Source organism: Streptomyces sp. NPDC001068 (assembly GCF_042897315.1).
In the GTDB taxonomy this organism is placed as follows: Bacteria; Actinomycetota; Actinomycetes; order Streptomycetales; family Streptomycetaceae; genus Streptomyces.
Genome location: NZ_JBIAYD010000015.1, coordinates 160182 through 185608, shown reverse-complemented (window position 1 = coordinate 185608; position 25427 = coordinate 160182). Strand labels below are relative to the sequence as shown.

The window sequence follows — 25427 nt, the reverse complement described above, 5'->3', positions numbered from 1 at the left end:
ACCCAGCCTGGTCAGGAGTTTCACCACCGCACGACCGGTGTCCGGATACAGCGTGTCGTTGACGCAGGTCAGGAACAGGGCGACACGCATCGCGGTCATTCCTTGGTGGCGCCGGCGAGCATGCCGGCCACCAGGGTGCGCTGTGAGACCAGGAACAGTGCGAGCACGGGGAGGATGGCGAGGATGATCGCCAGAGCCAGTTCGGGAAGGGTGATGTTCAGTCCGGCGCCGGCCACCGGGTTGAACGACGGTGTGGAGGTCAGCAGTTGGTTCAGACCGACCTGGATCGGGAACTGCTCGCTGTTGGGCAGCACGAGGTAGGGCAGGAAGAAGTTGTTCCAGTTGCCGACGAAGCTGAAGAACGCGACCAGTCCGACGACGGGTTTGGCCAGCGGCAGCGCGATGCGGGTGAACAGCTGCCACTCCGTGCATCCGTCGATGCGCGCCGCGGACAGCAGATCCCTGGGCAGGCTGCTGCCGAAGTAGATGTACACGAGGTACACGCCGAACGGGTAGAACGAGAAGGGCAGGATGACCGACCAGACCGTCCCGATCAGGTGGAAGCGGTTGAGCTCCAGGAAGACGGGGAGCACCAGGGTGGCCTGCGGCATGATCATGGTGACGAGGGTGATCACCAGGAGCGCCTTGCGGCCGCGGAAGTTCGTCAGCGCCAGCGCGTAGCCCGCGGGGACGCTCACGAGCAGGGTGAGGACGAGTGAACCGCCCGAGTAGATCGCGGAGTTGCGCAGCCAGGTGAGCATGGCGCCGTCCTGGAAGGCGAACAGGTGCCGCCAGGCCGTGCCGATCTGGTGGAAGGAGCCGAAGGACAGCGGGTTGTCCCGAACCACTTCACCGGCGGTCTTGGAGGGCGCGAGGAGCAGCCAGAGCACCGGGAGGACGAAGAAGACCAGCAACGCGGTGAGCAGGATACCCACGACGACGTAGGACAGGGCACGGCCGGGCCGGGCGAGACGGCCGGCGCTCGGTGCGGCGTAAGGGGTGGGTGTCATTTCTCATCCAACGTGAACAGGTTCGAGCGGGCTACCAGGAGGCCGGCGGCGAGCAGTCCCACGACCAGCAGGCAGACGGAGATCGCGGCGGCGCCGTTGAAGTCGCCCTGCTGAAAGGCGTAGACGAAGGCCAGCTGGTTGGGCGACCAGGTCGGGCTCACGCGGCCCAGGCTGGCGGTCTGGAGCAGCTGGGGTTCGACGAAGAGCTGGGTGCCGGTCGCGAACGCCATGATGGTCATGTAGACGATCCACTGCCGGATCATGGGGATCTGGATGTGCCAGGCGGTGCGCCAGGGTCCGGCGCCGTCCATCCGGGCGGCTTCGAGCACCTCGTCGGGGATGTTGTTCAGGGCTCCGTACATCACGACCATCCAGCCGCCCGCGCCGGTCCAGAACGCGATCAGCATCAGGATGAGCGGCAGGTTGCCCGGTGCGAGTACGGCGGCGAAGGTGTGCATGCCCAGGCTGTCCAGCAGCCAGGACACCGGGCTGACGTCCGGGTCGAGCATGAACAGCCAGACCAGGACGCTGGCCACGCCCGCCAGCGCGCCCGGGAGGTAGTACAGGAAGCGCAGGAGCGCGGAGAGGCCTGGGCGGATCCGGCCGCGCAGCACGACGGCGACCAGGACGACGAGCACGACCAGGGTGACCAGCCACAGGAGCAGGTAGACGAGCATGTGGCCGAAGGCCGGGAGGAAGCGGTAGTCCTGGGCGACCTTCACGAACTGGTTGAGGCCGGTGAACTGGCCGCGGTCGTTGGTGAAGGCCAGGTAGAAGGAGTAGCCGGTCGGGAAGACGCCGAAGGCGAGCAGCAGCAGCGCGTACCCGGCGACGAAGAGGTATCCGGCCGTGCCGCGGCGCCTCCGCCGCGGCACGGTGCCGCGGCGGAGGGCGGAGACGGCGACGCGCTCGGTCTCCAGCAGGGTCACTTGGTGACCACCTTGTATCCCTGGGCCTTCGCCTCGTTGCCGATCTCCTGCTGCCAGGCGGGGAGGGTCGCGGTGAGGCTCTTGCCGGCGGTGAGGGCGGGCAGGACGACGCTGGACCAGGCGGTGGAGTCGGAGAACCGGGTGTTGGACCAGCCCGTCCACACGGCGTCGGCGGCCTTCTGGAACGCGCCGCTGACGTCGTTGGCGAAGTACTCGCTGTTGGCCGGGTTGGCCAGCCAGGCCTGTGCCGCCTTGGTGTAGGCGGGGTAGGTCGGGGCGGAGGCCTGGTTGGCGTCGGAGGTGGTCAGCCAGGTCACGACGTCGGTGGCGGCCTTGAGGTTGGCGCTGTGCGAGGAGACCATCCATACGCCTCCGCCGACGTTGCCGGTGGCGACGCCCGACTCGCCCTGCCAAGTCAGCGGGGGCGCGGCCGCGATCTGCTTGGCGGGCGTCTTGAAGGCCGACTTGAAGAGGTACTGGCCGTACCAGGAGGGGCCGTAGGCCATGAGGACCTTGTTCCCGCTGTCCTTGGCGAACCCCTGGCTGAAGAAGCCCTTGGTGGTGACCGCCTTGGCGTCGATCAGGCTGTCCAGCAGCTTCGCGGTGCGGGTGCAGTCGGGGTCCTGGAGGTCGGTGCGCAGGGTGTCCGGCTTGACCAGGTCGAAGGCGGGGCACTGCCCGGACCAGAAGTACGACTCGTGGGAGTTGGTGTCACCGACCGAGCCGACGAGGTAGCCGGGGTGCTCCTCGGCGACCTTCTTGCCGAGCGCCTCGTATGCCTCCCAGGTGGTGGGGACCTGGTAGCCCCACTTGTCCATGAGGGGCTTGTTGTACCAGAGGACGACCTGCGCGATGTCGTTGCGCAGGCAGTAGGTGTGGCCGTTGAACTGGCACGGCGTGAGGGAGCCCTTGGCGAAGCCGTCCAGGGTGCTCTGCTGCACCAGCTTGTCGTCCAGCGGTGCGGCGAAGGGCTGGGCGTCGGGCTTGGTGGCCTTCGAGGCCCAGGTGACGTCGGTGGGCGAGCCGAAGACGACGTCCGGCCAGCCGCTGCCGGTGCGGTCGAACAGCTGGATCTTGGTCTGCAGGTAGGTCGAGCCGTCCGCACCGCCGTCGTAGGTGACGATCTTCAGCTTCGCGTCCGGGTGGGCCTTCTGGTAGGCCTGCACGGCCGGCAGCCGGGTGGAGTCGGCCCACACGGTGATCTCGGAGCCGTCCTTCTGCTTGACCGGCTTGAAGGCGGCCTTCGAAGGGGAGGAGGGCTGGGTGCTGGTGTCGGCGCTGGCGCAGCCGGCCAGCATGGCCGCGGTGGCCAGGGAGACGGCCGCGGCCGCGGTACGGACGGCCGCTCGGCGTCGGGCGGCTCTCGGAGATCCGGAAGACCTCATCGTCTTGCCTTTCTGTTCATGCCGGTTTCGCCGCCGCCGGGGTGGGTCCCCGCGCGGCTGGGGTGGTGCGCCGGATGGGGGGCGTCCGCCGTGCTCGCCGTCGCGTCGGACGGCGGCCACGGCCGGCTCAGCACGGTTGTTCGACGAACGGCAGCAGTGCCTCGCCGTAGCCGAAGTCGAGGGGAAGGGCGATGCCGGGTCCGGTGGGGGCGTGGACCAGGCCCTGGTCGTCCACGTGGCGTTCGCGTACGACGTGCGCCGAGGTGACCAGGGACTCGTAGTAGGTGGTGTTCGAGATGGCCATGCACAGGTGGTGGTTGGGGATGTCCGAGCCGTGCACCTCGGCGCGCAGCCGGTAGGCGTCGGCGAGGTGGGCGGTGCGCATGGCCCCGGTGATGCCGCCCCTCAGGTTGGTGCTGGCGCGGACGCCGAAGGTGGCGGCGCCGGCCCGGATGAAGTCGGCGGAGTTCATGTGGGCTCCGTCGGAGGTCTCGGCGACCAGCAGCGGGATGTCCACGGCCGTGGCGAGCTGCTGGTAAGCGGAGACGCTGAACTCGCGCATCGGCTCCTCGTACCAGAGGTAGTCCGCCTCGGAGAGGGCCCGGCCGAGGCGGATGGCGTCGGGCAGGTCGAAGCCGGCCGAGCCGTCGTACATGAGGGGGATGTCGGGGCCCACGTGGTCGCGCAGTGCGAGGCAGAGCGCCGCGTCGCGGCGGGCGTCGCCCCAGGCGTGCAGCTTGATGCCGCGGTAGCCCAGAGCCAGGCACTGGTCGGCCACGTCGAGGAACTCCTCGGTGGAGGAGAACGTGGAGGTGGAGGCGTAGGCCGGGATGGCCTCGCGGAACCCGCCGAGGAGGCGCCACACCGGCTGTCCGTGGTAGCGGCCGGCCAGGTCCCACAGGGCGGTGTCGATGAGGCCGAGGGTGGGGAGCGGGAGTTCGTGGATGCGGTCCAGCTCCCACACGCGGTGCCACAGCCACTCCCGCTGGAAGGGGTCGGCGCCGAGGAGTTCGTCCCGGAAGACCCGGTCCACCAGTTCGGTGAGGGTGGTGAAGGCTCCGGGGCGGGCGAACACCGCCACGCCTTCGGCGCCTTCGTCGGTGCCGATGTGCAGGACCGCGCCGTCGCCGACCTCGGGGCTGCCGCTCAGGCCGTCGCGCCACCGGAAGGGGGGGCTGGCCGCCGGAACGTCGATCCGGTGTACTTCGACATGGGTGATCTTCATCCTGGCTTTCGTCTCTGTGTGGGCGGATCCGGCCGGGCGCCGGCGGCGGGGTGACCGCCGGACGCCCGCCGTGCGGGCGGCTCAGAAGCCGCCGTACGCCTGGAGTTCGTAGATGCTGCCGCCGTTCCAGCTGGATCCGGTGACCGTCAGGCGCAGGTAGCGTGCGGTGACCGGATGGTCGGCGAAGGCGTAGTTGGTCGCGGAGGTGGTGTTGTCCGCGGTGTGGTCGTCGAGCGTGGACCAGTTCTCGCCGTCGGTGGAGTACTCCAGGCGGTACTTGTAGCCGCCGGCCTTCTCGAAGGTGACCGCCACGCTGGAGACGTCGGTGGCGTCGCCGAGGTCGACCTGGATCCAGGACGGGTCCGGCAGGCCGAGGCCCTGCGCCCAGCGCGTCGACAGGTCGCCGTCGACGGCGTTGGCGGGCGCGTATCCGTCGGACTCGGAGGACGCGGTGGCGGGCTTGTGCAGGGCGAGGTCGTCGTCGGCGGGTGTGGTGACGGTGGCCGCGGGGCTGGGGTCAGACGCGTTCAGCGCGGCGTCACGGGCGACGACCGTGTACGTGTAGGGGGTGTGGGCGGTCAGGCCGGTGACCCGCAGGGTGGTGTCGTCGGTGACGGCGATGCGCTTGCCGTCCTGGTAGACGACGTAGCTGGTCACGGCGGTGTCGTCGGTGGCGGCCGGCCAGTCGAGGTCCAGGGCGCCGGGTGCCAGCGGGCGGATCGAGGGCTGTCCGGGCCGCGAGGGAGCGGTGTGGTCCGAGCCGGGGGCGGCCGGGCTGCCGTAGACCTGGAAGTCGAAGATGCTGCCGCCGTTGCCGCTGGAGCCGGTCACGGTGAGCCGTACGTACCGGCCGGTGACGGGAGTGGCGGTGTGGTCGTAGTCGGTCTGGGCCGTGGTGTTGGTGGCGGTGCGGTCGGCGAGGGTCTTCCAGTGCACCTCGTCGGGGGACACCTCGACCCGGTACTTGTATCCGCTCGCCTTCTCGAAGGTGGTGATGGTGCCGTCGACGTCGTAGGAGGCGCCGAGGTCGACCTGGATCCAGGACGGGTCGGGCAGGCCGAGGCCCTGGGCCCAGCGGGTCGACGGGTCGCCGTCCACCGCCTTCTCGGGGTGGTTGTCCTCGGAGTCGGAGGATGCGGTGACCGGCTTCTTCAGTGCCAGGTCCCGGCCGGCCGGCATGGTGAGCGCGAGTGTGCGGCTCGGTGCCGACTCGTTGCCCGCCGCGTCGCGGGCGGTGACCCGGAAGGTGTACGTCATTCCCGCCGTCAGTCCGGGGATGCGGACACCGGGGGTGGCGGAGGCGTTGACGAGTTTGCCGTCCTGGAACACCGAGTAGCCGGTGACGGCGGTGTCGTCGGTGGCGGCCGGCCAGCTGAGGTCGGCCACGGTCGGGAAGTCGGTGACGGCCGTCGGGGTGCCGGGGGCGCCGGGCGCCCGGTGGTCGGCGACGTCGGGGCCGGGGTCGAGATGGCGGTAGGGCTTCCGCAGTCCGGCGTTGTTCACGATCGAGGCGGGAAGTTGGTCGCAGGCGCCCACGGTGACGTTGCCGTTCACGGTGTCGTTCTTGCTGAGGTACTGGACGCTGAAGGCGGGGTTGGTCGTGTAGTTGCCGGTGGCCCGGCTGTCCTCGGCGTGGTTCATCAGCAGCCACTGGAAGGCGATGTCGCAGAACGCGTTGCCGGTGTTGGTCCAGTGGCGGCTGCCCTCGTCGTGGTAGACGGCACCGTAGGCGGGTCCGGGGACGCCGTGGATGTAGTTGCCGGAGACGCGGCCGCCGGGGTTGTCGCTCAGGGTGTAGACCGCGCCGCCGTCGGCCTGTGACTTCATGATGTCGTAGATCTCGTTGTCGCTGACGACGTTGTCACGGCTGATGGTCGGGGTGTCGGAGACCGGGACGCCGGCGTTGCCCGGGTAGGCGGAGTTGCCGCCCTTGTCGGTCAGGCCCCAGCCCCAGCCGACGGAGATGCCGCTGTAGGGCAGGTCGTGGACCTTGTTGTGGGTGATGACCGTGGTGTCGGTGTAGCCGGCCAGGATGCCGAGGGAGCCGTTGTACTGGTCGGCGACCTGGGTGATGACGTTGTTGTCGACGCGGGTGTCCCGGGTGATGTCCCGCGGGTCGTCGGGATGGGCGTCGCCCCAGGTGACGCCGCCGATCTGGATGCCGGTGGCGGCGATCTGCCGGAACACGTTGCCGGTGATGCCGGTGTGCTGGGTGCCGGTGTTCAGGTTGAGGCCGACCGCGCCGAGGTGGGTGAAGGTGTTGTCGTCGAAGTCGATGCCCCGGCCGTGGCTGACGTTGACGGCTCCGGGCGTCTTCTTCCAGTTCAGGCGGGTGGAGTCGAAGGTCGGGTTGTCGTCGCCGACCATCCGGAAGCCGGCCTGGCCCTCGATGAGTCCGTCGGCCGAACTCGGCTCCAGCCAGGTGGAGTAGGAGAAGGTGAGGCCCTGGAACGCGACGTCCGTGACGGGGTGGTCGCGGGTGCCGTTCAGGTCGACCAGGTCCTGGATCGCGGGCACGGTGACGTCCGCGGTCCTCATGTCCTCGCCCGGCTCGGGCATGTAGTAGACCTCGCCGGCGCTCTTGTCCAGGTACCACTCCCCCGGGCTGTCCAGCAGTTCGCGGGCGTTCTCCAGCCAGGTCGGGTTCTGGATCTCCTGGCCCTGCTGGAGGTTGGCGTTGTGCCAGCAGGGCTGACGCATCGTCATGGTGGTGCCGGAGATGGACTCGACGGGGCAGCGCATCAGCTTCCAGCCCCAGGCGCTGACGACTTCGAGGTCTGCGGGGTGCTTGTAGGCGCTGATGGCGCTGTCGGTGAAGGTGTAGCCGGTGGCGGTCTTGCTGAAGCCCGAGGGGTTCTTCCCGCTGCGGGCCCGGGTCCTCGACTCGCCGTTCACGTAGAGCTGGCGGGTGTCCAGGCCGGTCAGCTTCGCCTTGTAGACCTTGCCGTCGGCGTCGGCCTTCGTCCAGCCGGTGACCTGCCTGCCACCGTTGATCACCGGGTGGGCTCCGGGTGCGGCCTCGTAGACGATCTTCTGGCCGTTCCTGCCGGAGTCCTGGGCGGTGAGGGTGAAGGTGCGGCTGAGCCGGTACGTGCCGGACAGCAGCCGCACGTGGATGTCGCCGCCCGTACGGGACTTGGCGTCACGCACGTAGTCCCGGGCGTGTTCCAGGGTTTTGAAGGGGTGACTCGCGGTCCCCCGGCCGGTGTCCTTGCCGCCCGGGGAGACGTAGACGGTCAGCCCGGCGGCCTTGGGGGCCGCCTGTGCCGGGGTCGCGGCGAGCGGGGCCACCGCCAGGGCGACCGGCAGGGCGGCTATGAGGATTCTCGGCAGGGGCACGGCTCTGCCCCTGCGTACAGACAGAAGAGACACGGAGATCCAATCGTCTGGGGAATGGAACACAGGAAACGGGTCGTCCGCCCTGTTCCTGGTGCAGCGGTCGGCGCGGGCCCGTCGCCGTGCGGCGACGGGCCCACCGCCGGCCTAGGACGCCGACGTCCGCGGGGGCTCCGCGACCGGGCCGGGGCCACTGTCCGCCGACGTCCGCGCGGGCCCTCCGGGGGCGGCACGGTCGTCCAGGTTGAACAGCCGGTCGCGGATCTTCCGCTCGAACTGGCTCTGGGTGGTCGCGATGTGCTCCACCATCAGCCGCTCGGCGAGTTCGGCCTCCCCCGCGGAGACCGCCTCGGCGATGGCGAGGTGCTGACGTGCGGCGACCTCCAGGGAGCCGGGCGCGTCGCCGTGGAAGAGCAGCACGTCGGACTGGCCTGCGAGACGCCGTACGCCGGCGACGCTCGAACGGAGGAACACGTTGTGCGAGGCGGCGCCGACCGCGTCGTGGAACGCCTCGTCGGCGCGGGCGAAAGCGTGCACCTCGTGCCGTCCGGCGGCATCCAACGAGGCCTGCGCACTGTCCTTGATGGCACGGACCTCGATGGGCGTGGCGAGGCCGGCGGCCCTGCGGGCGGTCTCCGACTCGATCACCGATCGGTAGTCCAGGAGCATCAGGACGTCCTCCATGCTCGTCGGACGGAACTGGGACATCTGGTCGTCGACCAGTCCCCCGGTCCCCTCGGCGACGAAGATGCCGGCTCCCCGCCGCACGCTCAGCCGGCCGATGGCGGCCAGGACCTTCACGGCCTCACGGGTGACGTTGCGGGTCGCGCCCAGGACCTCGGCGAGGCCCTTCTCGGTGGGGAGCCGGTCGCCGGGACGCAGCCCCTGTGCGGAGATGTACTCCAGCAGCTGCTCGGCCACCAGCTCGTACCCGGGCCGGTAGGGACGTGACGTGTCGTCATCCCCCTGGCCCGGGACGCGCGACGGATCGGCCACGATGCACTCCTTCTTGTTCGGCGAATGAATCTGGTTCATCGGCGAGGTCACTATGACATCTGCGTTACGTGATGGATAGATGTTGACGAGGATCAGCTTCAAATCCGACTTAACATGCCAGAGCAAGTGGTCAGGGAGGCTTTGCAAGCCGCCTGTTGCGCCAGAGCGATCTCATCCATATGGTCCTGAACGTCAGATGAAGCAGATCCATCGCGCACAGCGGAGGCCGGTGACCCGGCTCCGTGGCCGTGTCGCGGGAGCGTCCGGCGCGAGCCGCCGTCAACGCCAGGGGTCCTACGGCCTCGCACTGCACCTGACAGCCGAAGTTCGAAGGCACCTTCGCGGGAGGGTTCTGTGAGACTGGCGCGGCACGGCTCGGCTGGAGCCGAGACACCCCTGATATCCGGACCGGACGGCGTGTGGCGCGATCTGCGTCCCGTCGTCGACGACCTGAACGCCGACACCCTGCCCGCGGTCCTGGCCGGCGTCGACCTGAGCGCGCTGCCTCCGGTCGGGCGGCCGGACAGGTTCGGGCCCCCGCTGAGCGGCGTGGGCAAGGTCGTGTGCATCGGGCTGAACTACCGGCAGCACGCGGCGGAGACCGGTGCCGCCGTCCCCGACGAGCCGATCGTCTTCCTCAAGGCCGCCGACACCGTGGTCGGCCCCGACGACGCGGTGCTGATCCCCCGCGGCTCGGTCAAGACCGACTACGAGGTCGAACTCGCCGTCGTCATAGGCCGCGAGGCCCGCTACCTCCCCGACGAGGCCGCCGCGGCCGCCTGCGTGGCGGGGTACGCGATCAGCAACGACGTCTCCGAGCGCGAGTTCCAGCTGGAACGGGGCGGTCAGTGGGACAAGGGCAAGAACTGCGAGACCTTCAACCCGCTGGGACCCTGGCTGCTCACCGCCGACGAGGTGCCCGACCCCCAGGCGCTGGGCCTGCGGCTCTCGGTCAATGGCCAGGTCCGCCAGGACGGCAGCACGTCCGACATGATCTTCGGCGTCTTCGAACTGGTCCGCTACCTCAGCCACTTCATGGTCCTGCGCCCCGGTGACGTGATCAACACCGGTACGCCGGCCGGCGTCGCCCTCGGCCTGGCCGGCACCCCCTACCTGCGGGCCGGCGATGTCGTCGACGTGGAGATCGACGGACTCGGCCGCCAGCGACAGACGTTCGAGGAGGCCTGACATGGGTGGGTTCGACGGGCTCCGTGCCCTGGTCACCGGCGGCGCCTCGGGCATCGGGCTGGCCACCGCCCGGCTGCTCGCCTCCCAGGGGGCACGCGTCGCGATCCTGGACCTGGCCGAGGCGTCCCCCGACGGGTTCGACGCGTGCGTGCGGGCCGACGTCGGTGACGACACCTCCGTCACCTCGGCCGTGAGCAGCGCCGTCGACGCCCTCGGCGGCCTGGACGTGCTGGTCAACAACGCCGGGATCGGAGCCCAGGGCGGCGTCGCGGACAACTCCGACGACGAGTGGCACCGGGTCTGGGACATCAACGTCGTCGGACTCGTGCGGGTGACCCGCGCCGCGCTGCCCGCGCTGCGGTCCTCCGCACACGGTGCGATCGTCAACATCTCCTCCATCGCCGCGACGGCCGGCCTGCCCCAGCGGGCGCTGTACTCGGCGAGCAAGGGCGCGGTGCTGTCGCTGACCCGCGCCATGGCGGCGGATCTGCTCCCCGAGGGCATCAGGGTCAACGCCGTCTGCCCCGGCACCGCGGACACACCGTGGGTGGCACGCCTCCTGGAGCGGGCTCCGGACCCGGCGGCCGAACACGCGGCGCTGGCCGCCCGGCAACCGCACGGCCGGCTCGTCTCCGCGGACGAAGTCGCCGCGGCCGTGGCCTACCTGGCCTCCCCCGCGGCCGGATCCACCACCGGGACCAGCCTCGCCGTGGACGGCGGCATGGACGGACTGCGGCTGCGGAAGGAGGGCTGAGCGATGGAACGCCACGCAGCAGTGGTCAGACTGCGCCCGGAGAAGGAAGCCGAGTACCGGGCACTGCACGCCGCCGCGTGGCCCGGCGTCCTGGCCGCGCTCAAGCGGGCCAACATCGGCAACTACTCGATCTTCCTGCGTGACGGACTGCTGTTCAGCTACCTCGAATACACCGGCGACGACTACGCCGCCGACACCGCGGCGATCGCCGCCGACCCGGACTCACGACGGTGGTGGGCGCTGACCGACCCCTGCCAGCAGCCGCTGGACACCGCCACCGACGGCCCGCTCTGGGCGAGCGCCGAGGAAGTCTTCCACCTCGACTGATCCCGCACCACCGTGCACCACGTGACACCGTCCAGCCCGCCCTTTCTCTCACCAGGAACGGACCATGCGTATCGACGCCCATCACCACCTGTGGGACCTGGCGGTCCGTGACCAGCCCTGGACCCACGGCCTGCCCGAACTGCACCGCAGCTTCGGCCCGTCGCACCTGAGGCCGCTGCTGGAGCGCAACGCCGTCGACACGGCCGTCGTCGTACAGACCATGGCCGATGCCGAGGAGACGCCGGAACTGCTCGCGCTGGCCGCCGGGGACACGCACGTGAAGGCCGTGGTCGGATGGACGGACCTGACCGATCCGGCGGTCTCCGACCGCCTCCGCGAGCTGAGGGACGCTCCGGGCGGGACGGCGCTCGTGGGCATCCGCCACGGTGTCCAGGACGAACCGGTGTCCGACTGGACGTCCCGCGGGGACGTCCGTCGCGGCCTGCGCGCGGTCGCCGCGACCGGCCTCTCCTACGACCTGCTGGTGCGCCCCGACCAACTCCCCGACGCGGTCCGGACGGTACGCGAGCTGCCCGACGTGCGCTTCGTCCTGGACCACGCCGGAAATCCCGTGATCGGCGAAGCGGGCCTGGACGCCTGGACCGCCGAGATGAAGAACCTGGCCACCTGCCCCAACGTCGCCGTGAAGCTGTCGGGTCTCGTCACCCGGGTGCCGTCCGGAGCCGACCCGGTCCGGGCGCTGCGCCCCTTCACCGACGTACTGTGGTCGGCCTTCGGGCCGCACCGCGTCATGTTCGGATCCGACTGGCCGGTGTGTCTGTTGGCAGCCGACTACGACGACGTCCTCGCCGTGACCGATGCCCTGTGCGAGGAGCTGAGTGCCCCGGAACGCGAGGCCGTCCTCGGCACCACCGCCGTGCACTGGTACGGAATCCCCGCATGAACGTCACGCGGCTGGGCCGCACCGAGGTGTCGGTCAGCGCCCTGGGCTTCGGCGCCGCTCCACTCGGCAACCTCTACACCGCCGTCAGCGACGACGAAGCCCACGCCACGGTCGACGCCGCCTGGGACGCCGGGCTCCGCTACTACGACACCGCACCGCACTACGGCCTGGGCCTGTCGGAACGGCGCCTGGGCGCGGCACTCGCCCGCCGGCCGCGGCAGCAGTTCGCCGTCTCCACCAAGGTCGGACGGCTGCTGGAACCCCACCCCGCGCCCACCGGGTCCGACCTGGCGGCGGGCGGCTTCGCCGTACCGGACACCCTGGTCCGCCGCCCCGACTACTCCCGCACGGGCGTGCTGCGGAGCCTGGAGGCCAGTCTGGACCGGCTGGGGCTGGACCGCGTCGACATCGTCTACGTCCACGACCCCGACGATCACCTGGACACCGCCGTCGGCGAGGCCATCCCCGCGCTGCTGGACCTGCGCGACCAGGGAGTCGTCGGCGCCGTGGGTGTGGGGGCGAACACCGTGGGCCCGCTCCTGCGGACCGTCACCGAGACCGACATCGACGCCGTCATGGTGGCCGGGCGGTGGACCCTGCTCGACCGCACCGCACGGCCGCTGCTCGACGCGTGCGCCGCACGAGGTACGTCCGTCGTCGCCGCGGCACCCTTCAACTCCGGCCTGCTGAGCCGCCCTCGCCCGGCCGCCGACGCCACCTTCGACTACGGCCCCGTCCCCGCGGCCGTGCTGCGCCGCGCGCGTCGTCTCGCCGAGGTGTGCGCCCGGCACCGGACGGTCCTCCCCCACGCGGCGGTACGTTTCCCTTTGCGCAGCCCCGAGGTGGCGTGTGTGGTGGCAGGTTTCCGCTCCTGCGACGAAGTACGCGCGGCAGCCCGCTGGGCCGCGGTCGACCTGGCCGAGGAGACATGGGCCGCCTTGGACGGCGTCGCCGAAACGACGTGAGGTGGGCCGGCCGTCGATGAAACGGTGCGGTCTGAGTGCCGGGGAGTTCGAGGACCGGCTTGTCCGGCCGTGGGCCGGGGAGGTCGAGGAACCGGCGCTTTCGGCCGTGACGCATCACGGTCCGGCCGCGCCCTGCGGGCCGCCCACCATCTGCACCAGCCATGCCTGTCCGGCTGGTTAACGTCAACATGCCGCAGGAATTCGGCGATCGCCGACTGCCCGAGCCTCAACCAGCGTATGTCCTCAGGCATATCAAGAGCTCAGAGCCCGATGGACGAGAAGTACCCACCGCGTCCGGGGAGATGGACGCCTCCAACCACCCATTGTTATCGTTAACTTGCACGCGGAAGCCCGATGAGGAGTAGATGTGCCGTCGACGTCCCGCTCGTACGATGCCAACCCCAGCTACGAGCCCGTGGAAGGGCAGGTGGTCGCGGGCTGGCCGGCTGCTGTGGCCGGCCTGCCCGGCGGACCGCTCGTGCTGTCGGTCGACGGTCCCGCCGCCCTGGACTGGGAGGCCCTGGCCGACGGCCTCGCGGCGGCCGTCCGCTCCGCAGGGCGGGAGGTGCGGCTGATGGACGTGCGTCACCACTACGACCCCGCGGCCGCCGACCGCATCGCCGCCCGGCCCGTCCCTGCCGACGACCCTTTCTTCACCCCCTTGTCCGAGGCACGGGTCCGCGACCTCTTCGATGTCGCCCCCCGGGCCGACAGGCTCCCGGACGCGGGCATCGTGGTGGTGTTCGGCCCGGGCGCGGGACTGTGTGAGCCGGATGTGCTGTGGTACGCGGACCTGCCGAAGCGGTACGCCGAGGCCGCCGTGGCGCACGGACGGCTTCCGGTCGGCGTCAACCTGGCACGTCCCGGCGAACCCGGCGATCTGGTGCGGCTGTTCTACACCGACTGGCCCGTGCTCGACCGGCACCGCGACGCACACGCCACCCGGGTCGACAGGTGGATCGACATGCAGGACGTGTCGGCCCCCGCGTCCCTGGAAGGCAACGCCCTGCGCAGCACCCTGGAACACCTGACGCGCGGCCCCGTACGCACCCGCCCGTATTTCAACTCCACGCCGTGGGGCGGACAGTGGGCGGCGACCGAACTCGGTTTCACCCCGCAGGCCGGCAACACCGCCCTCGGGTACGAACTGATCGCCCCCGAGGCGGGAGTCCTCATCGGTGACAGGGGCGGGCCGCAGGTCGAGATCCCGTTCCAACTGCTCTGCGTGCTGCACCCGAAGGCCATGCTCGGCGAAGAGGTACACCGCGCCTTCGGCACCTCCTTCCCGATCCGCTTCGACTACCTCGACACCGTCGGGGGCGGCAACCTCTCCCTGCACTGCCACCCTCAGGAGCAGTACATGCGGGAGGTCTTCGGCTGGCCCTACACCCAGCACGAGACGTACTACGTCACCGCCTCCGAGCCCGGCGCCCAGATCCTCCTCGGGCTCACCGAGCACGCGGATCCCGACGTCATGCACCGTCAGGTCCAGGACGCCATCGCTCACGGCACCCCCATGCCCGTCGAGGACCACGTCCAGACCCATCCGGCCACCGTCGGCCAGCTGTTCATGATCCCCGCCGGCACCCCGCACGCCTCCGGCGCGGGCAACCTGGTGCTGGAGGTGAGCGCGACGCCCTACCTCTACTCCCTGCGCTTCTACGACTGGCTCCGCAAGGACGCCGCCGGCGCCTCCCGGCCCCTCCCCTACACACACGGCTTCGCCAACCTCGACACCACCCGGCGCGGAGAGGACGTGACGAAGGACCTGGTCCAGCAACCGCGCACCCTGCGGGCCGGTGAGGGCTGGCGCGAGGAGGTCATCGGCGCGCTGCCGGAGATGTTCTACGCGGTGCACCGCCTGGTCGTGGCCCCGGGAGCCGACATCGCCGACGACACCGCCGGACGCTTCCACATCCTCAACGTCGCCGCGGGCCAGGGCGTCGTCATCGAGACGCGTGACGCGGGCAGCCACTTCCTGGCCTTCGCGGAGACCATCACCGTGCCCGCGGCGGCCGGACCGTACCGCATCAGCCCGGTGGGCGACGACGAGGTCCACGTCGTCAAGGCGCTGGTGGTCCAACCGTGACCAGCGCTGTCGTCAGGCGGGCCGGGGCGCCCGTCCCCGTCCTCGACATCGGCGGAACCCATGTCACCGCCGCCCTGGTCGATCCGGCGACCGGACACCCCGTTCCGTCGTCGGTGCTGCGCAGGCCCCTCGGTTCGGACGCCCCGGCCGACGGCATCCTCGACACCATCGCCCTGGCGGCCCTGGAACTGCCCGCCGATCACCGGCCCTTCTGGGGCGTGGCCATACCCGGACCCTTCGACTACGGCAGCGGAGTGGGCCGGTTCACGGACATCGGGAAGTTCGAAACCCTGGCCGGTGTCGATGTCGGGGCCGGACTGCGCAGGCGGTTGGGCCGCAGGGCCGAGCGCCTGCGCTTCCTCAACGACGCCGACGCATTCGCGATCGGCGAACACCACGCGGGTTCCGCGGCAGGGCACGAGCGCGTGGTGTGCCTGACGCTGGGCACCGGTGTGGGCTCCTCGTTCCTGCGGAACGGCCGGCCCGTGCACGACGGCACGCAGGTGCCTCCCGGCGGTCACGTGCACCGTCTGACCACGGGCGGCCGGCCGCTGGAGGATCTCGCCTCCCGCCGTGCCATACGCACCCACTACGCAGGCCTCGCGAGTCTTCCGATGGAGCGCGACCTGCCGGACGTCCATGAGATCGCCGCGCTCGCGAAGGGGGGCAACTCCGCAGCTCGGGAGGCTTTCCGCTACGCTTTCGCGAGTCTTGGCGAGGTACTGGCCCCGTGGATCGACCGCTTCGCGGCCACCGCCGTGGTGATCGGCGGTTCCATGGCCCAGTCGTGGGACCTGATCCAGCCTCCGCTGTCCGCCGGACTCGTCCGGACCGGCGGGATCGGTGTGCGTGTGCTGCCGGCCGGGCGGCCGGCAGAGGCACCGCTGATCGGTGCCGCCCGGTGGGCGCAGGGCACGGCCGGTACCGCGCTTTGAGGTCCGGCGGGGTCCGAGGCCCGAAAGCCGCGACCGGGGACGCAGGAAGGGGAGGGGACATGAACGCTCGCCGCGGCGGCGGGCCGACGATGCAGGACGTCGGTGATCTCGCGCAGGTCAGCGCCATGACGGTCTCGCGGGTGCTCAAGAAGGACCCCCGGGTCTCCGCCGCCACCCGCGAACGCGTCTTCGCTGCCGTCGACCGTCTCGGCTACCGCCTCAACGAGACCGCGCGCAGCCTGCGGCTCGGCGGCAGCGGCATGATCGGCCTGGTCGTCACCAACCTCGCCAACCCCTTCTACTCTCGACTCGCGCTCGGGGTGCAGGAAGTCCTCACCGCACACGGCTACCGGATGCTGCTGAGCAACAGCGGCGAACAGGCCGAGCTGGAACCGGGTCTCGTCAACGGTTTCATCGAGCACCGGGTCGAGGGCCTGATCGTCGTCCCCGCAGGCAGTCGGCAGCGGCATCTGGCCGACGCTATGCGCCATGTGCCCGTCGTCCTCGCCGCGCGGCCGCCTGCCGGACTCGACACCGACTGCGTGCTGGTCGACGACTTCCACGGTGCCCGCGAGGCCGTCGCCTGCCTCCTGGCGGAGGGACACACCCGCATCGCCTTCCTCGGTAATCCACCGGCCCTGTACACGGGGGCCGAGCGGCTGCGCGGGTTCTGGGCGGCCCACGAAGAAGTCTCGGTGGATCCCGACAGCGCCCTGGTACGGCAGGGCCTCGTCGACGCCGCGACCGCCGAGCGGGCGACCCTGGAACTCCTCGGCCTTCCGGACGGCCCCACAGCACTGTTCTGCGCGAACAACCGCATCACCCAGGGCGCGATCAGGGCCCTCTACAAGGCCGGTGCCCGTCTTCCCCTGGCCGGCTTCGACGACTTCGACCTCTCCGACGTCGTCGGTCTCCCGCTGACACTCGTCTCGTACGACGCCGACGACATCGGCCGACAAGCCGCGCAGATCCTCATCGACCGCCTCACCCGTCAGGACACCGAGACCCCCGCGTCCCGGCGCGTCACCGTCCCGACGCGCCTGATGCGCTACGGCCCGCAATCTGACGGACGCTCCGGCAGGAGGCCCACGCCGTCGGACTGACAGCGTGCGTCGTCGCAGCGGACACGGTGGAAACCCTCTCCGGCAACGGCCTGGTCGCCACCACCACGGCCCCTACAACACCGTCTGGGGGCCTCGGCATCACCCTCTTCTCGCGGTGTTACCGTCGCGCCATGTCCAAGATCGAGATTGACGCGATAGCCGCCGAGTTCTTCGGAGCCTTCGACAACCGCGGCGGCAAGGCCGCGGACGTGGCCCGGATCCGCCGGTTGTTCATTCCGGGTGGCGTGATCGTGCTGACCGGGCCGAACTACACGGTCTACACCGTGGACGAGTTCATCGAGCCGCGTGAACGCCTCCTCGCCGACGGCCGGTTGGTCGACTTCTCGGAGTGGGAGACCTCCGCGCGAACCGAGATCGCGGGCGACATCGCGTCGCGCTTCGGCGAGTACCGGAAGGCCGGCGTCCTGGACGGCGAGCCGTTCGAGGGCGGCGGCACCAAGACCATCCAGTTCGTCCGCACCCCGGAGGGCTGGCGGATCGCGGCGTTCTCCTGGTACGACCAGCTCTGAGGGTCCGCAGATCGCGGCGGTCCAAGGAGCGTGGGCGGGGACGTGACGCACTCAGCGAAGCGTGATCAAGTCGGCCGCTCCGGAGGACACTGCATGGTTGTCGCTTGTGGAGCGGTCGCGGCTGATGCCGGATCCGCGTCGGCGTCGGCGTCGGCGCCGAGTGGTGCCTCACCCGTTCGTGGCGGTACTGCTGGTCGTCCCTGGCGCACGCACTCGTACGGCTGTCGGCCAGTGGTGGGCCAACGCACCGCAGCACGCCCATGCTCCCGCCGCCCACCTGCGGGCCGCGATGTTATGCGCCCGGTGGCTCGTCCGAGGTCACCGCAGGTGTGCAGCGCCGTTCCCGCGGGCCCGGGGAACCGGCGATCACCCCACGCGGCTCGACGGCAACTGTCACACTTGCGTCGGGCACGTAGAAGGTTCCGGCCGGGGGAGGCGGATCATGGAGCACCACCGCTCGTGGGCGGCGCTCGCCAGGGAAACAATCGGGATGCTGCCGACGCTCGTCGGTGCGGACGCTTCCCGGATCGCGGCGGACATCCAGCGCGCGATCGCCGCCTCGTCCCGACCCGGCGGAGCCGAGGAACTGCGTCGGGCCCTGTACGCCGACGTCCGGGTCCGCACCTGGATCCAGTCGCGTCCCGACCCGTATGAGGAACGGAGCACGGTTCCGGGCGGCAGCGGGTACGAGGGGCTCGCGGGTAAGGGGTTCGCCTCCGCCGTGCCGGCCCCTCGGTACGTGTGCAAGACCCCCGGGTGCACGAGCACCGACACCTGGATACGCGGGTTCATGGGCGAACCGGTGCCGCGCTGTTCCGTGTGCACCCGCGTGCTGAGCCGCGAGACACAGTGAGGCGAGGTGCCGACCTTCTGGAGCGCGGCCGCCGGCAAGCTCGTCGAGCGCTGGCTGGCCACCGGGCTGGCAGCGGCGGTGTACTGGCTGCTCATGGCGCTGGCCTGGGCCGGTGGACAGCCGCACCCCAGGCAGGCCCTGGCGGACCGGCTCGACGCCGTGGGCACGATGCGACCCGGCGAACAGATCACGCTACTGCTGGTGGCACTGATCGCACTCGCCGGTTCCGGTGCCCTCATGCGGCAACTGACGCTTCCCGCCCTGCGTCTCATGGAGGGGTACTGGCCCCGGTTCCTGTCCGGGGTGAGCGGGTGGCTGCGACAGCGGCACAACAGACGCCGTGCCGCCGATGCCGCCGCGTGGAGGCCGCTCCAGACGCGTCTTGAGGGAGGTCCGTCGGCCGCCGGCCGGCCTCCGCTCAGCGCACAGGAACGCGCCGACCACGCCAGGCTGGAGGCCCGGCTGCGGTGGAGCCCGCGCGAGCCGGCGCTGACCATGCCGACGCGCGTGGGGAACATTCTGCGCTCGGCGGAGGCCGAGCCGCAGCACAAGTACGGCCTGGACTCGGTGCTGCTGTGGCCGCATCTGTGGACCCTGCTCCCCGAGACCCTCCAACGTGATCTCGCCGTCGCCCGGAACCGGCTGGACGCCACGGTCGCGGCCGGCCTGTGGGCGGTGCTCGTGCTGCCCGCGGTGTACTGGACACCGTGGGCCCTGTCCGCCCTGCTCTTCGTCGTCGGCGCCTGGGGATGGTGGCTCCCGCGTGCCTGCCAGGACTACGCGGTCCTGCTCCAGGTCGCCTTCGACCTGCACCGTCAGCAGCTGTACCGCGCACTGCGTCATCCGCTCCCCGCGACCGCGGCGGACGAACCGCTCACCGGCCTACGGCTGACGGCCCACGTGTACCGCGGCTCCGACGACCCCACGCTGGTGTTCGACCAGGGCAGCTGATCCGGCCCCGGCCCCTACGGCCCGAAGTGCACGAAGGGCGCCCACGCGTACGGCTGGGGATGGACTCGGCGTGTCTCCCGGACCGCGAGGTGCAGACCGAGCGCGGGGTCGAAGGCACTGCCGTGCAGGGCCGCCAGCCGGTGGAACTCCGTCGCCACGGCAGCGGAGACGCCGTCGCGTACGGTCCACCGGGTGCCGACGACGTGCGGGAAACCCACCGCCTGCAGCAATCCGGCCAGATGCGTGTGCTCGTCCGCCAGCGCGAGGTGGCCCACCGCGGTCTGGCAGGCCGACAGGAAGGCCAGCTGCGCCTTGCCCAGGGACAGATCTCCCAGGTCGGACAGTCCGAGGCGGGCTCCGCAACCGTAGTCGTGGGGCACCAGACTCGCGCTGTCGGCGATCTCGATGTTCTGGGTGCCGTGTCCGGCGAAGTGGAACCATGCGTGCCGCGGGATCTCCTGGAGGATCCGCTCCTTCGTGGCCTCGGCCCCGAACAGCACGGTGCAGCCGGGGCGATGCCCCTTGATCCCGGCGACCTCGCACGGTACCTGGGGCAGGACGGCGGTGCCGGGGGTTTCCGGCGCCACCACGAGAAGGTCCCCGGCACCCCCTCGTACGGCATCGGCCCGCCGGGCGGCCGTGGCCAGGGCTCGTAGGGTGGGAGCGTACGAGGAGACCACCCGGTCGACGGCGCTCGCGCCCGTCGACCCGTCGTACATCGAGCGGTGCTCGCCTGCCGCGTGCAGCGGCAGGAAGGACATCAGTCCGGTCGGGCACCACCAGATCCTCGGCCAGCGCGCGCCCACGGCCGGCGGCCCGGTCAGACCGAGGGCGTCGAGCACCGGACGTACGGTCGTGTTCCACAGCCAGCGCAGAACGCTCGGAACCGCGACATGCTGAGCCTTGTACAGATCCTCGGGCGGGCACGCGGGATCCTGGGCGCGCTGGACGCCCCAGAGGAAGGTGCCGGTCTGGCGGACGAGGGTGGCGTGGTCGAGTCCCGGCAGCGGAACGACCGTGACCGCCCCGTCGCGCACGAGCAGCGCGTCGCACCGGAGTCTGCCGGTGTTCACGACGACCACGGTACGGCCGTTCGCGGCCGCGGGCCACGAGTCGCGCGACGGGCCGCCGCGCGGGGCGGGAAGCAGGAGGCCGCGGCCCGTCTCCAGCAGTTCGAGGGCGCGTACGGGGTCGCCGGCGCCCAGCGCACTGGCGGCGGCGTCCGCGGCGAGACCGAAGAAGGCACCGATGTGGCGCTCTTGCGCGTCCCGGCCGCTCCGCGGCGCCGCGACGGCGGACAGCAGCTCGATCCCCCGTGCGTATGCGCGCTCGGCGGCGGCCCAGTCACCGGCGGTGGCGTGCAGGCGCCCCAACTGCGCGGCGGCGGAGGCCCGGCTGCCGGGCGTGTGGCCGTCGGCGGCCTCGACGACCGACCGCAGCAGGCCGACGGCTTCCGCGTGCGGGCCAGGCCTGCCATCGGCGGCGGCCCGCAGGGCGAGGCAACGTGCCAACGCGCAGGCGACGGTCGCAGAGGTATGCCGGCCGGGGAACTCCCGGCTGTACGCGGCCCGTAGCAGGTCCTCCGCCTCAGTGAGGCGGTCGTCCGTGTCCGGCTCGTTCCCGCCAGGCTGCTCGTGCTCCTCCAGGAGGGTCAACGCCAGGTTGAACGAGGCGAGTTCGCCGGTCCGACTGTTCGCCGGGGCGGCGGCGAGGATCTCCCGGAAGATGCGGCGCGCCCTGCGCAGTGCCTGTGGGCGGTCGCCACCGTCGTGGCCGCGGACGACCAGGGCGAGGTTGTTGAGCGCGAGTTGCTGGTCCGGCCCAGGCGGCAGGGCTTCGACCGCCGCCTCCAGCACGGCCGTGGTCTCAGCGTACGCCCGGTTGCGACGGTCGGTTCCGATGACGAGTGCGGCCTGGAGCATCAGCCCGTTGCCGAGATGGAGCAGGACGACACCGCGCATTCTGCTGCCCGGCGGTGACACTTCCTCCGCCTGCCGAAGCTGTTCGACGGCCTCGGCCAGGTCGGTGGGGTCGCCGGTCAGCTCGTAGCGTGCGATCAGGATGCGTCCCAGGCTGTTCAGCAGATCGGGGACGACCGTGCCGGTCACGGCCGCGCCGTCGACGGCCTGGCGGGCGTGTTCGAAGGCCTGTTGCAGGACGGACTCGTCGCCGGTGGCGAGGTGGCGCTCGTAGAGAGTGTCCGCGAGGTCGCTCTGGTGAGCGGTACGACCGGAGTGGCCCGCCGGCAACGTCCCGACGGCCGCGGCGAGGGCCTCCTGCGCGGCGTCGAGGCCGGCCGTGGTCCCGGTGTGCCGGGCACGCAGCATGAGCAGTCTGCCGTAGGTCGCGAGGACCGCCTCGCGACCGTCCTGCTCGGGGATCCCGGTGACCGCGATGCGCGCGCTGTCGATCGCTTCGTCGAGCACGTCGAGGTCGTGCCCGTAGACGTAGTGGTCGGCGAGGACGTTCGCCGCGGTCGAGTGGACGTAGGGCGCCGCGGCACTCCGCGGAAGCAGCGCACGGATCGCCTCCCGGCAGGTGGCCGCCGCCTCCGCCAGGCGGTTGTCCCCACCGGCCGAGGTACGGGTACGGAGGATGTCCGCGCGCTGGGTCAGGAGCCGGGTGCGCTGCGGATCCCCGGCCACGACCCTGCGCAGCGCCTCCGCGTTCGCCTCCTCCGCTGCGTCCAGGTCCCGGAGGTCGCCCGTCGCGTCGTAACAGTCGAGGTGGGCGGTGCAGAGGTTGTGGGCATGCGTGTGGCCGAACAGGTCCTCGGCGGGACCGGCGGCCACGGCCTCCGTGAGGACCGCGACCGCCTTGTCCAGGCGCCACGTCTCCCCGGGATCGAAGGCGTACCTGCGCCGAAGTGCGGTGCCGAGCAGCCCGAGAGCGTCGTGTCGTCGCGTCCCGTTCCGGGGCCACTCGTCGAGCGCCCCGGTCAGCAGTTCGGCCGCCTGGTCGAGCGGGGCGGGGCTCACGGACGCCGCACCGCTGTCGAGCAGCTGCTCGGCGTCGGCCACTGCCCGCGACACCCGGTGAATGGCGTCGTGGGCGGGTGCGTCCAGCATGGCGAGTACGTGCGCCACGTGCGTGGGCACCTCCCGTGGCAGCACCCGAACGACCTTGCCGAACAGTCTGAGGGCCAACTGTGCGTCCTCGCCCGCCAGTTCCTCGACGGCGAGGGCCCGGTACTCGTAGAGCCAGGCGACCGCGACGACGCCCTCGGGGGTGGGTCGCCCGGAAACGGCCCGTGCGGCCTCCGCCGTCGCCTCCTCGGCGAGAACGGCTGCCGTCTCCCCCGCGCAGAAGCGTGCCAGCCGCTCGTGCACCCGGGCGAGCGCCGTGACCGGATCGAGCACCCCGTCGTGCCGGGACGGATCGGACATGGCGTTCAGTCCTTCATCTCCCACATTCCGAAGGGCAGTTCGTCCCCGAATCGCCACAGCCTGCTGTCCGGTCCGGTCAGCATCCGCTCCAGGTCGGGTATCCAGTCGCGCAGTGCCTGATGCGTCGACGGGCGCCACGCCCACAGGAAGTCGATCATGTCGTCGGTGACCAGCTCCAGCTTCTGGTCGTCACCGCCACCCCCGCGGAAGCGGTTCATGAACCGTTCCCGCGCCGCCGCGTCACCCGTCTGCTGGAACCACCCGACGGCGTTCACCGTCAGCATCTGGCTCACGTACTCGACCAGTGCGAGCAGGTTCTGCGGCGTCGGCTCCTTCCCCACCGCGAACAGCACCCCGTGATAGAAGTCGGGGAACAGCGGCGGGATGTCGCGGTGCACGGTCCCGCGCGGCGTGACGGCGGGCGCGATGTCCTCTTCGTCGATGTCCGGGTAGTAGTGCCCCGCGGTCCGCCCATGGTGGCCTGGTGCCGACGACATCAACTTGCGTACGACAGCCACCACGAGCCACACCAGTCCGATGACAACGAGCAGCACAAGGAAATCCATCGCCTGTCCCCCTGATGCGACGAATACGGTTCACTCACTATGAGGCACTACGTCCCCCTGACGTACACCACTTCGACGTAATTGCCCCTGCTTCCCGGAATCCCACGAGGACAGTCGCCCTCGACCGAGCAGCGTGCGGCCACCCCCGGGTCAGCCCCGACGAACACCGACACCGCACCGCTCAACTCGCGCCCGTCGCATGATCAATAACCATGCACCCACCATCACGGGGGAAGGCCCGTCAGGTTCCGGCACGACCAGCGGCCCGCATCGGGGCGGGCACTGGCTGTCGTACTGCGACGGCAGCGCCGGGTCAGGGGCGGGGGCGGTTCAAGGGGTCGATGACGGCGCCGGGATTGAGGATTCCCGCCGGGTCGAGTACGGCCTTGCCGGCCTGCAGGGCCGAGGCGAAGAGATCGGGGCGCTGCTGGTCGTACCACGGCCGGTGGTCACGGCCCACGGCGTGATGATGGGTGATGGTGGCTCCGGTGGACATCAGCGCCTGGGACACCGCTGCCTTGATCTCGTCCCACTGCTCCACGGTCTTGCCCCACTGGCCCGCGGCGTAGATCCCGAAGTACGGGGCAGGACCGTCCGGGTAGACGTGAGTGAAACGGCAGGTCACGACGCCCATGGCACCAACCTGGCGCATGGCGTCCTGAGCCGCGTCGTTGACGGCAGCGCGCAGGCAGTCGAAGCGGTCCCACGTGCAGGCCGTCTCGAAGGTCTCCACGATCATCCCCTGCGCGGCCAGCGCGTCACGCAGATACGGCATCCGCACGAAGGACGAGCGCCAGGTGTCGGCAGCCCCGGTGCGCGCGGCCTGATCGGCGCTGTCGGTGTAACGCGGCGACTCGTTCAGGGTGCCGCCGTGGTCGCGGCAGAGTTCGAGCGCGCGTTCCATCCCGACGTTGACGGGGTGGTCGGCCGATTCGAAGCCGAGCACCAGGACAGCGGTCGAGGAGCCCGCGTTGATCAGTGCCTCCATGGGGTCCAGGAGCCGGCAGTTGGCGGGGTTCAGCCCGGACTGGGACAGGGCCCGCACCGCCTGGACACCGTTGTCGTATTCCGCGAAGCCCACCGAAGCGCCTGCCCTCCACCGGGGCCGGTCCTGAAGGCGGACCCAAGCCTGGGTGATGACACCGAGTGATCCCTCCGAGCCCAGGAACAGCCGGTCGGGGGACGGTCCTGCGCCCGAGCCCGGCAGTCGGCGGGTGCTGACGACACCTGAGGGAGTGATGACCCTCAGCGACTCGGTGAGATCGTCGATGTGGGTGAGGTGCGTCGCGAAGTGACCGCCGGCCCGGGTGGCCAGCCAGCCGCCGAGGGTGGAGAACTCGAAGGATTGCGGGAAGAAGCGGAGGGTGTACCCCCTGGGTTTCAGCTGCTGCTCCAAGTGCGGGCCGAAGATCCCAGCCTGAACGAGTGCGGCGCGGCTGCCCGTGTCGACTTCGAGGACCTGGTTCATCGAGGTGAGGTCCAGGCTGACCACCCCGGCATAGCCGCCACCCACACGTGGTTCGACACCTCCCACCACGGAGGAGCCGCCGCCGAAGGGTATGACAGCGATGCCGGCGTCACTGCACCAGTCCAGCACATGCCCGACCTCGCCCTCCGAGGTCGGGCGCACGACGAGGTCGGGCACATGGGGCAGCCTGCCGAGCAGCGCCCGGACCACGTCTCGAAACGCCTGTCCATGACTGTGGGCGAGCCGGTCGCGAACGTCCGCCGAGACGATCGACGCGAGCGCGGCCGGCGCCTCGACCCGGCTCGCACCCACTCCGAAAGACTCGATCGGGGGTGCTTCGTGCACGGTCAGGTCCGCGCCCGGCAGCAAGTGCGCGGTGCGCCGGTCGAGTTCCTCACGCTCGTGCCCCCTCACCGCGTCCTCGACGTTTCCCCAGCCCCACCACGAACGCGTCTTGCCGCTCACGGCCGCACCACCTATCTGAACGTCAGGTAAGTTACCTCGCGGTCACCTTGGCATAGGGTGGG

General features: G+C 70.8%; 20 protein-coding genes and 1 pseudogene. 11 read left to right on the top strand and 10 right to left on the bottom strand.

Annotated features, from left to right (window positions below):
- The 7 genes and pseudogenes from ACFY3I_RS36695 to ACFY3I_RS36665 form a co-directional block, all read right to left on the bottom strand.
- Window positions 1-90: pseudogene (locus ACFY3I_RS36695) on the bottom strand ((Fe-S)-binding protein); the annotation flags it as partial.
- Window positions 91-95: 5 nt separating this feature from the next.
- Window positions 96-1010 carry a carbohydrate ABC transporter permease gene (locus ACFY3I_RS36690; protein WP_365297057.1) on the bottom strand — a complete coding sequence of 305 codons (915 nt, stop codon included), beginning with the start codon at window positions 1008-1010 and terminating at the stop codon, window positions 96-98.
- Entirely contained in the window at window positions 1007-1939 is a 933-nt protein-coding gene (locus ACFY3I_RS36685) for a sugar ABC transporter permease (RefSeq protein WP_365297059.1), read from the bottom strand. The genes ACFY3I_RS36690 and ACFY3I_RS36685 overlap by 4 nt, the downstream gene beginning before the upstream one ends.
- Window positions 1936-3324 carry an ABC transporter substrate-binding protein gene (locus ACFY3I_RS36680; RefSeq protein ID WP_390865322.1) on the bottom strand — a complete coding sequence of 463 codons (1389 nt, stop codon included), beginning with the start codon at window positions 3322-3324 and terminating at the stop codon, window positions 1936-1938. Before ACFY3I_RS36680 ends, ACFY3I_RS36685 begins: the two co-directional genes overlap by 4 nt.
- A gap of 127 nt (window positions 3325-3451) precedes the next feature.
- Window positions 3452-4549: an enolase C-terminal domain-like protein gene (locus tag ACFY3I_RS36675; RefSeq protein WP_390865320.1), complete on the bottom strand. Its 1098-nt coding sequence runs from the start codon at window positions 4547-4549 to the stop codon at window positions 3452-3454.
- Window positions 4550-4630: 81 nt separating this feature from the next.
- A complete protein-coding gene (locus ACFY3I_RS36670) occupies window positions 4631-7888 on the bottom strand; it encodes a discoidin domain-containing protein (protein ID WP_390865319.1) in 3258 nt (1085 codons plus the stop codon).
- A gap of 144 nt (window positions 7889-8032) precedes the next feature.
- Window positions 8033-8920, bottom strand: a complete 888-nt coding sequence (locus tag ACFY3I_RS36665) for a FadR/GntR family transcriptional regulator (RefSeq protein WP_390865317.1) — start codon at window positions 8918-8920, stop codon at window positions 8033-8035.
- A 315-nt stretch (window positions 8921-9235) separates the two neighbouring features.
- Between ACFY3I_RS36665 and ACFY3I_RS36660 the strand changes: the two genes are divergently transcribed.
- From ACFY3I_RS36660 to ACFY3I_RS36610, 11 genes are all read left to right on the top strand, one after another.
- The gene (locus ACFY3I_RS36660; RefSeq protein ID WP_390865316.1) at window positions 9236-10069 is read left to right on the top strand and encodes a fumarylacetoacetate hydrolase family protein; all 834 of its coding nucleotides are present in this window, start codon (window positions 9236-9238) and stop codon (window positions 10067-10069) included.
- 1 nt (window position 10070) lies between these two features.
- Window positions 10071-10823 carry an SDR family NAD(P)-dependent oxidoreductase gene (locus ACFY3I_RS36655; protein ID WP_390865315.1) on the top strand — a complete coding sequence of 251 codons (753 nt, stop codon included), beginning with the start codon at window positions 10071-10073 and terminating at the stop codon, window positions 10821-10823.
- Window positions 10824-10826: 3 nt separating this feature from the next.
- Window positions 10827-11150 carry an L-rhamnose mutarotase gene (locus ACFY3I_RS36650; protein ID WP_390865313.1) on the top strand — a complete coding sequence of 108 codons (324 nt, stop codon included), beginning with the start codon at window positions 10827-10829 and terminating at the stop codon, window positions 11148-11150.
- Window positions 11151-11214: 64 nt separating this feature from the next.
- A complete protein-coding gene (locus ACFY3I_RS36645; protein ID WP_390865312.1) occupies window positions 11215-12054 on the top strand; it encodes an amidohydrolase family protein in 840 nt (279 codons plus the stop codon).
- The gene (locus tag ACFY3I_RS36640; protein WP_390865311.1) at window positions 12051-13019 is read left to right on the top strand and encodes an aldo/keto reductase; all 969 of its coding nucleotides are present in this window, start codon (window positions 12051-12053) and stop codon (window positions 13017-13019) included. The genes ACFY3I_RS36645 and ACFY3I_RS36640 overlap by 4 nt, the downstream gene beginning before the upstream one ends.
- A gap of 367 nt (window positions 13020-13386) precedes the next feature.
- Window positions 13387-15108, top strand: a complete 1722-nt coding sequence (locus ACFY3I_RS36635) for a hypothetical protein (protein WP_390865310.1) — start codon at window positions 13387-13389, stop codon at window positions 15106-15108.
- Complete coding sequence (locus ACFY3I_RS36630; protein WP_390865309.1) at window positions 15105-16043, top strand: ROK family protein; 939 nt, start codon at window positions 15105-15107, stop codon at window positions 16041-16043. The genes ACFY3I_RS36635 and ACFY3I_RS36630 overlap by 4 nt, the downstream gene beginning before the upstream one ends.
- Window positions 16044-16102: 59 nt before the next feature.
- On the top strand, window positions 16103-17146 hold the full coding sequence (locus ACFY3I_RS36625) for a LacI family DNA-binding transcriptional regulator (protein WP_390865308.1): 1044 nt from the start codon (window positions 16103-16105) through the stop codon (window positions 17144-17146).
- 131 nt (window positions 17147-17277) lie between these two features.
- Window positions 17278-17676 (top strand): nuclear transport factor 2 family protein, encoded by a 399-nt coding sequence (locus ACFY3I_RS36620; RefSeq protein WP_390865307.1) that lies wholly within the window; start codon window positions 17278-17280, stop codon window positions 17674-17676.
- Window positions 17677-18118: 442 nt separating this feature from the next.
- Window positions 18119-18529, top strand: a complete 411-nt coding sequence (locus tag ACFY3I_RS36615) for a hypothetical protein (RefSeq protein WP_390865306.1) — start codon at window positions 18119-18121, stop codon at window positions 18527-18529.
- Window positions 18530-18535: 6 nt separating this feature from the next.
- The gene (locus ACFY3I_RS36610; protein WP_390865305.1) at window positions 18536-19480 is read left to right on the top strand and encodes a hypothetical protein; all 945 of its coding nucleotides are present in this window, start codon (window positions 18536-18538) and stop codon (window positions 19478-19480) included.
- A gap of 14 nt (window positions 19481-19494) precedes the next feature.
- On the opposite strand, the gene ACFY3I_RS36605 is transcribed toward ACFY3I_RS36610, so the two are convergent.
- The 3 genes from ACFY3I_RS36605 to ACFY3I_RS36595 all read right to left on the bottom strand — a co-directional run bounded on the left by ACFY3I_RS36605 (window position 19495) and on the right by ACFY3I_RS36595 (window position 25365).
- Complete coding sequence (locus ACFY3I_RS36605) at window positions 19495-22866, bottom strand: CHAT domain-containing protein (RefSeq protein ID WP_390865304.1); 3372 nt, start codon at window positions 22864-22866, stop codon at window positions 19495-19497.
- Between the two features lie 5 nt (window positions 22867-22871).
- The gene (locus tag ACFY3I_RS36600; protein ID WP_390865303.1) at window positions 22872-23432 is read right to left on the bottom strand and encodes a hypothetical protein; all 561 of its coding nucleotides are present in this window, start codon (window positions 23430-23432) and stop codon (window positions 22872-22874) included.
- Window positions 23433-23745: 313 nt separating this feature from the next.
- Window positions 23746-25365 carry an FAD-binding oxidoreductase gene (locus ACFY3I_RS36595; RefSeq protein WP_390865302.1) on the bottom strand — a complete coding sequence of 540 codons (1620 nt, stop codon included), beginning with the start codon at window positions 25363-25365 and terminating at the stop codon, window positions 23746-23748.
- Window positions 25366-25427: the final 62 nt, after the last annotated feature.